At 45.6% G+C, this 14,554-nt stretch carries 12 protein-coding genes; 1 reads left to right on the top strand and 11 read right to left on the bottom strand.

From position 1 onward, the window contains the following. The first annotated feature begins 181 nt into the window (after nt 1-181). Nucleotides 182-1,006: a protein-glutamine gamma-glutamyltransferase gene (locus tag F0220_RS12700; protein WP_105598361.1), complete on the top strand. Its 825-nt coding sequence runs from the start codon at nt 182-184 to the stop codon at nt 1,004-1,006. Nucleotides 1,007-1,191: 185 nt separating this feature from the next. On the opposite strand, the gene infC is transcribed toward F0220_RS12700, so the two are convergent. From infC to F0220_RS12645, 11 genes are all read right to left on the bottom strand, one after another. Then, the gene (infC, locus tag F0220_RS12695) at nt 1,192-1,683 is read right to left on the bottom strand and encodes a translation initiation factor IF-3 (protein ID WP_105598360.1); all 492 of its coding nucleotides are present in this window, start codon (nt 1,681-1,683) and stop codon (nt 1,192-1,194) included. A 120-nt stretch (nt 1,684-1,803) separates the two neighbouring features. Next, nucleotides 1,804-2,736: a manganese-dependent inorganic pyrophosphatase gene (locus tag F0220_RS12690; RefSeq protein ID WP_091016924.1), complete on the bottom strand. Its 933-nt coding sequence runs from the start codon at nt 2,734-2,736 to the stop codon at nt 1,804-1,806. Between the two features lie 483 nt (nt 2,737-3,219). Next, nucleotides 3,220-3,972, bottom strand: a complete 753-nt coding sequence (locus F0220_RS12685; protein WP_091016927.1) for a metallophosphoesterase family protein — start codon at nt 3,970-3,972, stop codon at nt 3,220-3,222. A gap of 99 nt (nt 3,973-4,071) precedes the next feature. Further along, complete coding sequence (locus F0220_RS12680; protein ID WP_036670607.1) at nt 4,072-5,079, bottom strand: LLM class flavin-dependent oxidoreductase; 1,008 nt, start codon at nt 5,077-5,079, stop codon at nt 4,072-4,074. A 234-nt stretch (nt 5,080-5,313) separates the two neighbouring features. Next, nucleotides 5,314-7,251 carry an LTA synthase family protein gene (locus tag F0220_RS12675; protein ID WP_105598357.1) on the bottom strand — a complete coding sequence of 646 codons (1,938 nt, stop codon included), beginning with the start codon at nt 7,249-7,251 and terminating at the stop codon, nt 5,314-5,316. A 115-nt stretch (nt 7,252-7,366) separates the two neighbouring features. Further along, the gene (locus F0220_RS12670; RefSeq protein ID WP_181155355.1) at nt 7,367-9,739 is read right to left on the bottom strand and encodes a putative PEP-binding protein; all 2,373 of its coding nucleotides are present in this window, start codon (nt 9,737-9,739) and stop codon (nt 7,367-7,369) included. Nucleotides 9,740-10,033: 294 nt separating this feature from the next. Then, entirely contained in the window at nt 10,034-10,351 is a 318-nt protein-coding gene (locus F0220_RS12665) for a hypothetical protein (RefSeq protein ID WP_091016934.1), read from the bottom strand. Between the two features lie 131 nt (nt 10,352-10,482). Continuing rightward, nucleotides 10,483-11,961 carry an AraC family transcriptional regulator gene (locus tag F0220_RS12660; protein WP_223199929.1) on the bottom strand — a complete coding sequence of 493 codons (1,479 nt, stop codon included), beginning with the start codon at nt 11,959-11,961 and terminating at the stop codon, nt 10,483-10,485. 294 nt (nt 11,962-12,255) lie between these two features. After that, on the bottom strand, nt 12,256-13,260 hold the full coding sequence (locus tag F0220_RS12655; RefSeq protein ID WP_105598355.1) for an ABC transporter substrate-binding protein: 1,005 nt from the start codon (nt 13,258-13,260) through the stop codon (nt 12,256-12,258). Between the two features lie 179 nt (nt 13,261-13,439). Continuing rightward, complete coding sequence (locus F0220_RS12650) at nt 13,440-13,814, bottom strand: hypothetical protein (RefSeq protein WP_105598354.1); 375 nt, start codon at nt 13,812-13,814, stop codon at nt 13,440-13,442. A 64-nt stretch (nt 13,815-13,878) separates the two neighbouring features. Beyond that, nucleotides 13,879-14,499, bottom strand: coding sequence for a 3'-5' exonuclease (locus tag F0220_RS12645; protein WP_181155353.1), 621 nt, complete (start codon nt 14,497-14,499; stop codon nt 13,879-13,881). Nucleotides 14,500-14,554: the final 55 nt, after the last annotated feature.

Here is a 14,554-nt window from a genome sequence, read left to right as displayed (position 1 = left end):
CATGATTGATAAACGAGATCGGACAAAATTCCTGCATGAATCGACATTTTTAATTTTGGATGCTGACAACTTTCATGATGTACATACCAATTCGAACACATCACGTCATATACTACACAATACCCGTGCTCTCCCGATTATACAATGTTGAATATTCGAATAGGAACGGAGGTTATGGATCATGATCATTGTCGCAAATCAACCCGCCCTGCTGAACCGCTCGGAATGGTCTGATTTTGAATGGTATTGGTTACAGCAACTACAGGATCGTCCTACAAGGTATGTGTACCAATCCATGGATCATCTTCGTTTTGAGTGGGACTTGAGGGGCTCTCTCGTGGATGCAGCGGAAGGATTGGATCGAAGCGGTGTGAGTTTTGCATCCTTTGAAAAATCCAGATGTAATCCTGCCTTCTGGAATCGTAATGCGGAAGGTGGGTTCGAGCTAAGATCAAACGTGACCCCCGCCGACGGTATCCGGGATATCTGGAGGAATGGACACTTATATGCCTTTGAATGTGCAACAGCTACCGTTATTGTGCTGTATGGTGGCGTGCTGGGAAGCATTCGCGAAGACGCCTTTAATTCCCTGTTTCGAAATCTGTTACTCTTTGACTGGCATTATGACAGTGACCTGCGATTAACCGAAAAAAACGGTAGTGAAACCGCCCTGCCAGGAGATGTGCTGTATTTCAAAAATCCGGATGTTTCTCCGGAAACCCCCGAGTGGCAGGGAGAGAATACGTTTATGTTGCGTGAGAACTGGTATTATGGTCATGGCATTGGTATTGCACGCGGCGAAGAAATTATACGTACCCTGAATCAGTTCCGCGTTCCAGGTAGCCGGGTCTCCGCCTATTTAATGGATATGGTGATCTATCCGGACTTCTTTTATTTATCCCGATTCGCCAAAAACAGCCAGAATAATATGGCCGCTGGTTCTACGCCTGTATTACCTGGGCAGTTATATGTACGACTTGGTGGCAGCCGTTATTTACGCAGCTGAGCTACTGGAACAGAAATGGCTTTTGCATTAAATTGTGAACGACACCTCAATCCAAGTGATGACAAACAAGCCCAATACAGCAGCAGTTAGCCTGCTACCTCATTGGGCTTTCTTTACATCTAAAAGATCATTACTGTATCGACATTCCTTACCTTTGTGCTACATCGAGGATCGCTCCAAGCAGTTTACACATTAGGGTCCAGTTGCACAACAACCTGTTTACCACTTACCTGAACACCTGTCGTTTTGCTACCGAATTCAGCTAGCGATTTGCTCAGTTGTTCAGCCCACTCCTTGCCTGCAACTCCTTCTTTGGCTCCATGCACCTGGATGACGAGTTTTACCGAATCACCCTTCTTCAGAATGCGCTCCGCTTGAGATTGCTTCGTATCCCGGTCATGATCCTCCATCGCAAGGTTCAAGCGAATTTCCTTTACTTTACGTTTATCGGGGGATTTACTCGCTTTTTTCTTCGCCTGCTGCGCTTCCGCTTTGGCCGCTCCAGCTCCAATCAGCTTGCATGGCGGTGGACTTGTCATTAAGGACAAGCACACCAGATCTACCTTATGCTGCTTCGCAAGTAGAAGTGCTTCCTGCGTGGACATGACACCCAGATCTTCACCATTCAGGCCGGTCAGCTGCACTTCGGCTGCTTTGATCTTTTCATTTTTGATCATGATTCTTCCTCCTCTACATCAAAAGCCTGTCCTGACCATTTACGGATCAGAGCAGGCTAGGATGGTGTTGCTACTTATTTGTAATACATATCAGCGTACAAATACGCCAATCGGTTTGATTTACAGTGTGTTGAATGCTTCCGTCAGAACTGGTACGATTTGTGATTTGCGTGATACTACGCCTTTCAAGAGCGCTCTGCTATTAGACAGCGTCACATTGTAGGCTTTCTCCACAGCTTTAGTGGATGTACCATATGCCAGAGCTACGGAATCGTTGTTCAGAATGTCTGTTACGACAAATACAAACAGGTCGAGACCTTTGCTGGAAATGATTGCTTCAATGGCTGCTTCAAGCTCAGGTTGCTTCACGAGAACATCATTCACATCTACAGCGTTAACCTGTGCAATTTCCACTTTGGATTGACCCATTACGAATTCTTTGGCATCCAGAGAAATCAGTTCAGCAATTGTTTTTTGGCTCAGATCCGCGCCGGCTTTCAGCATGTCGAGACCATAGCTGTCTGCATCTACACCAGCAATGGCAGCCAGTTCACGCGCAGCGGCTATGTCCTGCTCTGTGCAAGTCGGGGATTTGAACAACAGGGAATCGGAGATAATGGCAGACAACATCAAGCCAGCAATCGGCGCACTCACTTCGATGCCATTTTCTTTGTACATTTTATTCAAAATGGTTGCTGTACAACCTACAGGCTCTGCACGGAAATACAGAGGTCCGCTTGTCTCAAAGTTAGCAATACGGTGATGGTCGATAACTTCAACAACAGTTACTTCCTCAATATCGCTTACACTTTGCTGACGCTCGTTGTGGTCAACCAGAATAACTTTGTTTACTTCATTTGCAGCGGTTTTAATCAGACGTGGTGCAGCAATTTTGAATTGATCCAGTGCAAACTGGGTTTCACCATTGACTTCGCCGAGACGAACAGCTTCAACGTCCTGACCCAATTTTGTTTTGAGATCCGCATAGGCGATTGCCGAACAGATCGTATCCGTGTCGGGATTTTTGTGACCGAAGATTAACGCTTTTTCCATATTCATAGCCCTCCGTCAATTCTGATTTATATAAGTTTAACCAAAGATGTTTACACTTGCCACTCCGATGACAGAATAACCTTCCGATCGCTGTTGTCCCCAGATTTTTTGATTCCCTTGTTAAAGCGAAAATCCAGTGATAAGCATACGCTTCCGATGCAGCTTTCTTTCAGAAAGCTTTCAGGCGAACGCTCCGCTTCTCCAGCTTTTTTCTGTCCTCTCCGTTCTCGTGTAAAAATTTTAGTTGAACTTATATAGAAAATATATGTCATATTTTAATCACACCCTACTGATTATAGCGCTAATAAGGCTAAATTCCAATCCCTTTACAGCGAATTAATTGCAAATTATTCTCAGGCAAGTCATTTTGGAAAAATAGCTAAACTTGGTTCATTCCCCTCAAGTCGATATGATATGTATCCTATTTATTCCATCGTACAACCTTATAAATTAGCATACGAAATCTGATGTCCAACGAAAATATTACATCTCAGGCTCTTCAGCGCTCTGCCCTTGCCGTACAAAAAAGGTCTGTAGACTGCCGTCTTCGCTAATCTCCAGCAGGTTCAATTGGGCTCCGTAGGCACAACCACCATCAATGCCAATTTTGTCTCCGCTCGGGTCAAACCAAATGCCTGTCTCATCATGCAAATGCTTCACGGGGGTGTGTCCAAATACGACCGTCTCTCTAATCGTCGTTGGTCTGGAATAGAATGATTCACGAATCCAAATAAAGTCCCGCTCGGACTGGCTTCTCCAATCCTCGATATCCGGGTTGATCCCGGCATGCACAAAAATATAACCCGGAATTTCGTACACCAGCGGAAGCTGTTCCAGAAAACGAAGATGGTGTTCATAGTGTGTACGTATCCACTTTTTGGCTTCAGCATAAGCTTCCCAATCGATCTGTTGTTCATCATAAGTAAGCTCCAGATCCAGATAACTTGCCATCGTCTGTAGTCCGCCATTACGAATCCAGTGTTGATCATATTGCTCAACATCCTGGGTAAGCGCCTTCACCATCATGGCATCGTGATTGCCTTTGATCACCATAATATGGTGCTGTTGCTGAAGCTGCATAATCTGTTCGATGACCTGTTTGCTGCTTGGACCGCGATCCACATAATCACCGAGTAAAATCAATTCATCCTGCTGCGGATTATAATCTGCGAGCTTAAGCAATGCATTAAATTCATCGTAACAGCCATGAATATCACTAATGACACATCTGCGCATGTGAATCTCTCCTCTCCCTGATCACGCAAGAGTATAACCGGAACCTTGCATGAGCAAGATTCCAGTCTGTTTAGAGTAGTTATTCCCGCTTGCTTACCATTAGTCCTGCTTGAGTCCAAAGGCTTCAGCAATCAAGCCGAATGAGCGCAGACGTGCTTCAAACGAATGAACCGCTGATGCAATAATGACTTCATCCGCTTCATGGCGTTCAGCCATTGCGGTAATTTTGTCTTTCACCTGATCCGGTGTTCCCACGATGGAAAAAGAACGACGTTGACGGATCTGTTCCATCTCCATCGCTGTGTATGGATAGTTGTTCACCGTCTCCAGAGATGGGAAGGAACTTTGTTCAAGACCTCGTCCAAGGCGTAAGAAGAAAAGTTCATTGCTGCGCGCAAGTTCAGCCGCTTCTTCCTCTGTCTCCGCGCAGAATGCCGAGACAGCAATCATTGAATGTGGTTTGTCATTCAGGATGGACGGCTTGAAATGTCTGCGGTAATGCTTCATTGCTTCTTCGCCGCCTGGTGTACCGAAGAATTGGGCAAACGCATAGGACGTCCCTTGCGCAGCAGCAATTCTCGCACCTTCGGAGCTTGAACCCAGCAACCACACTTCTGGTACCGTGGGAACCGATGGTCCGGCTACCAGAGATGCAAACCGATGATCCTCAGGCAACTGCTCGTGGAAGTATCCGCCCAGATCCGCGATCTGTTGCGGAAAAAATTGTACATTCGATGATTTGCCTTCATTCAGTGCTCTGCTGGCAATTGGCATGCCTCCCGGTGCTCTGCCAATCCCAAGGTCAATCCGTCCCGGATGCAGAGCTTCCAGCAGACGGAAATTCTCTGCAACCTTATAGGCACTATAGTGAGGTAGCATAACGCCACCGGAACCTACGCGAATTCGATCCGTATGTGCAGCCACATGTGCAATCATAACTTCAGGACTGGAGAAAGACAGTGCACCACTACCGTGATGCTCCGACATCCAGAAACGGGAGTACCCCAATTGATCCGCATGTTGTGCGAGTTTCACCGTTTCCTGCAACGTATCCTGTACACTTCGTCCTTCATTGATATGTCCGTGTTCGAGTACACTCAGTTTCATATATATTCAATCCTCTCGTCTGTTAGGTTCATAAGAACTGTGAATATGAGATCTGCGAATATTACGCGCTTTTGCTCACTTCATTCTTGCTCATTCCATTGTAACATTAATTATTACAGTTTCAAACTTTAGTTATTCTCTTTATTACCACACTTGTGCAAGAAACATGCAAAAAACGCCACCAGCTTTTGAACTGGTGACGTTTTTGATCTGACCTATTGCAGAAAAATTGATTTATGGTGCACGTTTCGGTAACAACTTCACATACTCGTCAGACAGTTTCATCAGGCTGAGCACATGTTCATAATCGGAACGATACGGTTCCAAATCCGTTACCGGTTCATATGTTTTTAGGGAGTAGGCCGTTCCATCGTCAAAGCCCGCACCCGGGATAAACATAATATCATCGTTGACAAATGAACCTGTCGGCAAGTAATACCGGATACCGAAGGCATTGTGGTCCATGTTGAGCAAATCATGTCCGAAGGCAGTGAATTTCTCATCCTGAAGCGAAACACCCATCAAGTTCATAATCGTTGGCAACATATCCAACTGACCGCCTGGCTGCTCAATCACTTGCCCTTTGGTCTGTTTCGGCGTATGAATCATTAACGGAATGTTGAATCGACTTACTTTACCGTCATAAGGGACGCCCAGATTGGCCTGAATCTGCTGTGTAATCTCTTCGTCAGCTGGCAGACCAAAGTGGTCTCCGTAGAGCACTAAAGTAGTGTTATCCCATAATCCGTTCGCCTTCAACTCATTAATGAGTTGACCGATGGCATAGTCCGTATAGTTGATTGCTTGCAGATAATCGTGAAGCAGTTTGTTCGTGATGGTCGCTGGAATCGTGATCCGTGCACGATCAGCGGGAACCGTAAACGGCGAGTGGCTCGATGCCGTTATGAACTGAGCATAGAACGGCTGATTCGCAGCCTGATGCGAAGTCATTTTTTCCATACCTACACGGTACAACTCTTCATCCGATGGCCCAAAGTCATTGAATCTGTCGTTTTTGAAGCTGGGCTTGTCGAAGTAACGAGTGAATCCGAGTGCCGGATACATCTTGTTCCGGTTCCAGAAGGTGACGTCATTGACGTGGTACGTCTCGGACTCATATCCCTCTTTTCCTAATAACTTGGGAAGACTCGGCAGTTCACGGTCACTATACCCTGCTGACATGGGAACAACTCCGGTTGGATAGATAGACGTGTTCGACATGAATTCAGCGTCTGATGTGTTTCCCTGTCCAATCTGTTGGAAAAAATGAGAGAAATAATAGCTTTCTTTGGCCAGATCATTCAGTACCGGTGTTAACTCCTGACCGTCTAAGGAAGCATTAATCGGGAAATTCTGAAAGGACTCCAGTTGCAGTACAATCAGATTACTACCTTTGGCCTGACCAAAATATTTGGCTTTCACGGCTGTGCCGTCACTTGGTTTATCCTGATACGGATACCGGCTAACCAGCTCATTGATCTTGGCAATGGTTTCGTTAATGTTTCCATTCGCAATGGCCTCATTCTCTTTGCTCGTCAGAATGGCCGACGATACTTGATAGTTCAGGAAACCGAGATTCTCAGCACGAACTAATTCGTTATCAATCGTTTCACCTTTGACAATAAAACTGCCTGACAGCACGATGCAGAATGCAGCGGTAAGCGCAACGCCGAGTTTGCCCCAGTAACGTCTGCGAATTCTACCAAACGTCAAACCGCTATCGCGGTAACTGGTGTGGTTGCGCCCGCCAGCACGTCTGCGCATAATCAACCATATTGGCAATGCCAGTACGATGTCTGCAAAAAACAGAAAGTGCTCCGGTCGTACCAGTGGTCCGATACTTCCCCTTACTTGGGCAACTTGCCCCAGCTCACTTAGCGCGGTATAGGTTGGTACCGAACTAAAATGGACGTTATACAACGTAGCCGCGAACAGCACCAGAGAAAACAGAATATTAAATCCTCCGTATACTGCTCGCTTCCAGCCTTTGGGCACGATCAGATCCAGCAGGCATACCACAGTTAGTACGCCTAATGCGTCAGTTAACAGACCGATGCCGGACAGACCCTGAAAAAAGAAATATCGCAGCAGTGACAGCTTCAGCAGCATTACAATGAATAACACGGCGAATAAGGTCCGTGATGAAGTTCGTTCATTTTTGGAATTATACATGGTCGCTTTCAACCCTTACCCTGAAATTTTACGTTCATTTTACAAAACGCATATTTCAGTATAACAGTTTTCTGGTTGCTATTCCATGGAAGTTCCGTGTAGGACAGGGTGAGCGTTACGCAATTGTAGAAATATCCGTGTTCTGTGTGTCTGCTCCCTCTCTCTGTGCCTTAATGGCTGCTTGTGCAGCAGCAATTCGTGCATAAGGGATCTGTTCAGGCAAACAGCTTACGTAATCCAGTCCAATACGGTGGCAGAACGTAATTGACTCCAGGTCCACAACATTTTCTCCACAGATCCCTGTTTTCAGATGAGGTTTTCGAATTCGACCTTGGACTACCGCCATCTCCACCAGTTGGCCGACTCCCTCAATGTCCAACACATGAAATGGATTATTCGTTACCATACGAGAGTCCGTATCACGCTGAAGGAGAAGGAGCCGCTTCTCAGCTTCATGGCGACTATATCCAAATGTCATCTCTGTCAGCTCATCCGTGCCAAACGAGAAAAAGTCAGCCTGGCGAGCAATGTGAGTCGCCGTCAGCGCCGCTCTCGGAGCTTCGATCATCGCCCCCACTCTATAGTGACAATGCCGCTTCTCCTCACCAAGCACCTGGTCCGCTACATGATCCACCAGATCTCTCATCACCTGAAGTTCATGCACATGACCGATCTGCGGGATCATAATCTCGGGACGTACCCACCATCCTTGTCGGATGCCTATCACAGCTGCGCGGAAAATCGCTTCCAGCTGCATATCAACAATCTCCGGGAACACCGTACTCAGCCGACAAGCCTGTTGCCCCAATGTCGGATTATGTTCATGCAATTCACTGACTCTGCGAATTACGCGCTCCAGTTCCTCCAGCTCATTCTGATGGTCTTTTTGCTCCTGCCACTCCTCTGCTTGTAACCACTCGCGCCGTTTCTCCAACACTCCCAGATCCGGTAGCAGTTCATGCAACGGCGAATCGAGCAAACGTATCGTTACCGGGTATCCATCCATCGCTTCGAATATCTGTTCAAAATCAGACTGCTGCATCGGCAACAGACGCTCCAAACCACGCCTGCGTTCAGATTCACTGTCTGCCAAGATCATTTTTTGTACAAATGGTAACCGCGCAGGTGATAACAGCATGTTCTCCGTCCGGCACAGACCTATTCCCTCAGCCCCTAGTAGCCTTGATGTCATGGCATCCTGTGGATGATCTACATTGGCCAGTACCTTCAACTCTTTCACTTCATCAGCCCAATTGAGCAGTAGTTGCAGATCTGCTGATAAAAGTGAATCTGAGTTGTTATAAGCTGGACATTCATCATTAGTTACTGGCTGGATCTGTATGGGCAGATGTCCATTGCTCACTTCTCTGTTAGAATCTGTGTAGTGTCGCTTCAACACTTCCATGATATGCCCAGGTTGGATACGAAGAAGTGCATCCTCCTTGGTGATGAGTCCTTCATGGACAAAATCCACAGTACTCCTCAGCGTGGCTGTTGAGGATAATCGGGCGGGCTGGGTCTGCACAACATACAACGCGCCGGATTCAATCACAAAGGTGATTTCCTGCACTTCTCCCTTATGCGTCTCCAACTGGCTACCTATCTCCAGCAAACTTGTGTACAGCTCAGGTTGGTCTTTCCTTAAACGCTCCAAGCCGTGATCTGTTTGGCTCGCGTTCCCGGTAGGGACATATTGTCCTGTAATTCCCTTTTCTCCTGTAAGTGGGTTACACGTATATATTGTTCCGGTCCCGCTTGATTCTCCACATTTTCCATGTATCATCGTCTGTATAAGAACAGGAGCGCTTTGCTCCGAAGCGATGTAATATGATTTACGCACGATCTCTTTCTGAGATCTGGATGCTTCAACACACTGTGGATGATATACCGCACGTACTGCTTCTTTGAATTGAATTTGAACATCTTGAGGAAAAGGGTTACGCCCCTTCGCTTCAATTAAATATTTAAATTCGGTAATGGTTAATTCAAGTTCCGTTTCATCCCGACCCTTGACATGACTCGATATTTCTGTGAAAAATTCAGACGGAATTGCATATACCAGCTGTCCATATTCCTCTAAGTAATCTGAATAACATTGGAGTGCATACAACCGATCACCGGTTTGACGTGCGAGTCCTTCTACAGTAACATCATTCAGACCAACATTGAGCAGTGATTGTGTCGCAGTTGCTGAGGCTCGATCCTGGTCCGTACGTACCGCGAGTAATAGCGGATTCTCCGAATGTCCGAAGAACTTCCCGGTTTGCTGTTCCAGATGCCGGATCGCGTTAATAATCTCTTCCTCTCCTTCACCGGAAAGATGTCCAAGACGGGTACAGAACTCGCGACAGCATTCCGTTGTGACCACAAATCCGGCTGGGACAGACCACCCTGCATGGATAAGTTCTGCAAGATCAGCCCCTATACTGCCCATTAGCCCCTTCATCTCTGCCGTACCTTCTTCCAACAGAATTACCCGTTTTGTCATTACAGCTCTCCCATCCGCCATTCATGGCTATGCTTGAAGACTTCAATCCCTGCGTTACAGATCAGCCTTCATTCTAATGGTATGTCACAATCGTTCAGTCAAGGACATCCGCTTTTGCATTTTGTGCTCGTTATCCTGTTTTTTTGTAAACGCTACACTAAAATGAGATGAATCTAAGCTGATTCTGGCAATTGCATTCACTCATTTATCAAATTGAACAAAAAGAAGCCCCTTCAGCTATGCTGATGGAACTTCATATTTTTTAGTATTCACTTACTTCAAACGTCAAATGTTTTATTCCCATTCACCTTTTTTGACGTAAATCGCTTCATAAGCAACAATTACATTCGTTTTATCTGTTACCTTTTGTATATCATCTACCACAACTTCTTCTTCACTGTAATCTATTAAACTCGAATCAACTTTCTCGAAGACCCCACAATCCTTCACATAAATTACATCTGGATGATTAGAATCATATCGTAAGCTTTCAGGAAGATCTTCACCCGAAATTTCATGCGATTCGGCGACCGTAGTCGTTGATATTGCTGTAACAGGGGCCATCCCAATAACAGCTATTACTAAAAGTGAGGCCCAGATTTTTTTCTTCATAGGATGTCTATTCTCCAGTTCATTTTTCCTATATCATACAGTAAATCAGATTAGTGGACCATTTTTTGATTTTGCTTAGAGTTTAATTTAATTATTGAAAGCAGCTTGTTTGTAGTTTTAGCTCCCATCCCTCAAGCCATAAACCGCAGTATATCCTCAATCTTCTTCCCATGAGAGATCACACCGTAGTTCATCCACGACATGAAATCCACCTCATACACATTGCCACTCTTCACCGCAGGCAGGCGTTTCCATTCGTCCCTGTCAAGCAGTTCGCGCTCATCTCCAGGTTTTGCAGAATTTCCAGTGTCAAATGTAATTAACAAGTGATCCGTATCAAGTTGACTTAACTGCTCCAATCCAATGGAAATCCTCCGCTCGTGTCTTGTCCATTGCTGCACACGGGAATGCGGAATCAATCCAAGATCCTGATAAATTACAGGGCCAACGTAACCCTGCTGGTCCCCATAGAGAGTAATATCAGAAGCAGATATACGCAAAAAAGCTACCGTCTGACCACGCATATAACGTGCTAACCGACTCTTAGCTTCCATTGCCTTGTCCTCATACGCACCAATCACATCTTGAACCCGATTCACCTTCCCTAACACATCGGCTGTCGATCTTAAAATGGAGCGCCAGTCCTCTCCCAGATGATCTACGTAAAATGTAGGTGCTACCTGCTCGAAACGGTCCAGATTCCATCGATCATATCCCTTGTTCAGCATGATAAAGTCCGGTATATTGCCCACATTAAATTGAGCATCCTGCTCGCTTACATCGAATTCGGGTACATCATCCAATCCCAAATAATGCTGTCTCCCCCAAGAATGATGGGAGCATTGCAGTACAGGTTTTACGCCAAGAGCCAACACAAAGTCCTCCAGATACGGAGCAAAGACACGAACCTCTTGACGGTGATGACGGCGGTATAACCCAGGTGAAATACCAGCATATTGCTTAAATCGGCGGCCAAAATAATACTCGCTGCTAAATCCCACATTCTGTGCAATTTCATGGATGCGATCATCCGTCAGCTGCAATAGTTGCTTCGAGCGCTCCAGCCGAACCGCATTTACATATTCAAGCGGGAGCTTGCCCGTGATTTTTTTGAATTGCCGAGTGTAGCTGGCTCTTGTTAGACCAATATCTGCTGCGAGCTCATCTACGGTTATCGTCTGATCATAGTGGTCGCCAATATAACGAATTGAACTTTGAAGACGGGCACGGTCATCTGGTGCATCTGTTTCGGGGACACTCTGGCGAAACAAGGCTCGGAACCACTCCTGGAAACGAAGCTGTACCTCCCATTGCTCCAGCCAATCGCCAGTGACCTGTTGACGTAGTATTTGTTCCAAGGCTTCCAGACAGGAACTCCACGGACTGTAGCTGAGTTGAATAAGCGGTAATAATGTCGGAGAATCTGGACTTTGGGGAAGTTCCTGCTGCTCCTCCATGTTTCTACTAGACAAAGCGTTCGAAGTCTCTTCTTTCAACCCAGCCATCATCAGATCAAGCTTATAATACTGCAATTCACTTTCTGTCCAAGGAGAGCCTTCTACCTTAATGGATGTTCCAGCAGGAACAAACATAATCATTCCTTTTTGCAAATGATGAGATTCCTGATCTGAGCAAACTATTGAACCTTTCCCAGACGTTACAACAAATATAGAGTGGGAGGACGACATCCTGTATAACAAACGTTTATCGATATGAGATTGATGGTGATCTACGTATTCCATATGCTGAAGTGAGCATAGCCAAGGCTTGGGGATCAGTTGTATTATGGTGTGGCACATGTTCATCGTCCTTAACTGAGAATTATTATCATTTAAAATAGTGTATACGAAAAAAGAAAGCTCTTCAACCCTGACTGAAGAACTTTCTTTCTTATGGGATTATTCTTATGGAGTCATTTTTTCCAAGAGATCATCAATTTTCATGGAATTTGCTGTAATCGCACCTGATTGCCATTGTGATCTTTCCATGATGTACACTTGATTGTTCTTAACGGCCGGAAGAGATTTCCACAATTTGCTGTCAAGTACCTTCAAGGCTTCCTTGTTCTCGGGAGATGACCATTCTCCATTGGAAGGGAACACAATAAGATGATCTGCATCAAGTTGCGGCACGGCCTCTTCAGACAGAATTTCCTGGTATTCTTCCATCTTGTTAACCAGAGGATGAGGTGTTAGGCCAAGCTCGGAATAAATAAATCCGGTAAATCGATTTTTCACACCGAACAACGCCAGTGTGTCATCGTTAACATTCAGCCGGACAACTGCGACACTCTCGTCTCCAACCGCTTCCTGCAACTTCGCCTTCGCATCTGCAATCTTGGCCTCAAATGCCGCAGCAACTTCTTCACCCTTGTCCGGCTTACCTACAACATCGGCAATGGTTTTTAGAATTTGGTTCGAATCCTGCAGTACGCTCTCAGGCAGACGATACGTCGGTGCCACCTTGGAGTACATCTCATATTTCTCCATATCTACCCCACCATCTACAATGATGAGATCCGGATCATACTCCAACAAAGCTTCAATACTCCCCGTAGTATCAAATTTCGGAACATCCAGTCCTAAATAATCCTGTACACCCCACATCGGATTATACCACTGCACTACAGGTGTAATATCGAGCGCCTTCAGATAATCTTCCACATATATTCCAGCAATCCGCTGTGGTTGAACCGGAATCGTCACATCTCCAAATTCATCCTGTACAACCCGTGTCGCAGGCTCTGTCTCGTTTCCAGAAGTATTTTCTCCAGAAGCTGCACTTTCAGTTTCAGTTGCAGGAGTCTGTTCCGCATTCGTAGCGGTATTTGTACTACACCCTGAAATAACCAGACCCATGAGCAGTAATGTAATCGTCCACCCTTTGAAACCTTTAACTAAACCTACCATGTTACCCTTCACCCCTATGTGATCTGTTGATGTAACCGTGAGAATATTCCACATATAATGATTATCATTCTCATCGATTGCTTAGGTGAATTGTACCTTATGCCTCATCCGACCCACAATGTACATTTGATGCTGTTTTTTTATACAAACGAAAACACCCTTGTTGGTCCTCCCCCCGCTTAACGCAGGGGCAACCTACCTTGTCGATAACTTTCCAACAGTTGATCCACAAAGGAATCATTCGCCGTACCCTGTAACAGTGCAGCACCAATTAAACCAATATCATCACTCACATACCCCGCTAACTCAGGTTCGCCGGTGAGAGCCAAGGTCTGTTTGAACGCCTGTTCCCTGCATGCGCGCAGCACCTCTACTTCAGCCACCGCAGTATCATGAGCCCACCGTTCAAAAGCTTGCATCCACTCGTCAGCAAATGCAGAGGCATCCCTTTCATCCAGGTAAACTTCCACATCCAATCCTTCGAATGTCTGCTGGGTCAGAATCCGTCCCTCGTTAAGACCCAAGAGTAGCTTCTCCACATCCGTTCTGCTCATTGATCTCCCCTCCAGTTCATCATCATGTCAGATACATCTCAGGTATAACAAAACGCTTCATCATTCAATTAGGATCGGCTGTAAAATGATCCAATTGAAGTTCCTCATATTCGCTAAGGATACTTTCAAAGATACGAGCAATCACACCACAATCTGCCAAAGCATTGTGCCTGTGAATTCCATCTGTATTCAGATCGTAATACCGAATCAGAAAATCCGTAGAGACGACCTCGGTAATCTCAGGATGAATGTAAGTGAACATTGCTTTTGTATCCAATACCGGGTTAGTCAACATCGGGAGACCATACTCATCACAATGCCGCTTCAAGATGGGCAGGTCATATTCATATCCGGCTTGTGTCACAAGAACGTTATCACCAATAAATTTCTGAAATTCCTGAAATGCTTCTACGAACGACGGAGCCTCTACCATATCCTCATTCGAAATGCCTGTTAATTTCGCCACAGCTTCTGGTATAGGTTTGTCCGCACGTGCAAGTGAAGAAAATGTTGTATTACATTGTTGACCTCTTTGGTAATGCATCGCACCAAATTGTGTCACACTCTCCACCACAGGATTAATTCCCGTTCCTTCGAGATCAAATATGCAGTACATTCTATCCTGTAATGAAGATACGCTTAGATTTTCAACAAAGTATGTATCAGGCAAAAGCGTAATTTTCATCCGCCAACCACTCCTCCCCACTATCATTCTGGTAATGCATTTCTCATATATTAAC

This window comes from Paenibacillus sp. 37, from assembly GCF_008386395.1.
Lineage (GTDB): Bacteria > Bacillota > Bacilli > Paenibacillales > Paenibacillaceae > Paenibacillus > Paenibacillus amylolyticus_B.
Note: the sequence above shows the minus strand (reverse complement) of the source record. Positions and strands in the feature narration are given on the sequence as shown.

What these genes read in the sequence shown, in the direction of transcription:
- F0220_RS12700 (WP_105598361.1), top strand. Translation starts at nt 182, where the DNA reads ATGATCATTGTCGCAAATCAACCCGCCCTGCTGAACCGCTCGGAATGG.
- infC (WP_105598360.1), bottom strand. Translation starts at nt 1,683, where the DNA reads ATGATCAAAAATGAAAAGATCAAAGCAGCCGAAGTGCAGCTGACCGGC.
- F0220_RS12690 (WP_091016924.1), bottom strand. Translation starts at nt 2,736, where the DNA reads ATGGAAAAAGCGTTAATCTTCGGTCACAAAAATCCCGACACGGATACG.
- F0220_RS12685 (WP_091016927.1), bottom strand. Translation starts at nt 3,972, where the DNA reads ATGCGCAGATGTGTCATTAGTGATATTCATGGCTGTTACGATGAATTT.
- F0220_RS12680 (WP_036670607.1), bottom strand. Translation starts at nt 5,079, where the DNA reads ATGAAACTGAGTGTACTCGAACACGGACATATCAATGAAGGACGAAGT.
- F0220_RS12675 (WP_105598357.1), bottom strand. Translation starts at nt 7,251, where the DNA reads ATGTATAATTCCAAAAATGAACGAACTTCATCACGGACCTTATTCGCC.
- F0220_RS12670 (WP_181155355.1), bottom strand. Translation starts at nt 9,739, where the DNA reads ATGACAAAACGGGTAATTCTGTTGGAAGAAGGTACGGCAGAGATGAAG.
- F0220_RS12665 (WP_091016934.1), bottom strand. Translation starts at nt 10,351, where the DNA reads ATGAAGAAAAAAATCTGGGCCTCACTTTTAGTAATAGCTGTTATTGGG.
- F0220_RS12655 (WP_105598355.1), bottom strand. Translation starts at nt 13,260, where the DNA reads ATGGTAGGTTTAGTTAAAGGTTTCAAAGGGTGGACGATTACATTACTG.
- F0220_RS12650 (WP_105598354.1), bottom strand. Translation starts at nt 13,814, where the DNA reads ATGAGCAGAACGGATGTGGAGAAGCTACTCTTGGGTCTTAACGAGGGA.
- F0220_RS12645 (WP_181155353.1), bottom strand. Translation starts at nt 14,499, where the DNA reads ATGAAAATTACGCTTTTGCCTGATACATACTTTGTTGAAAATCTAAGC.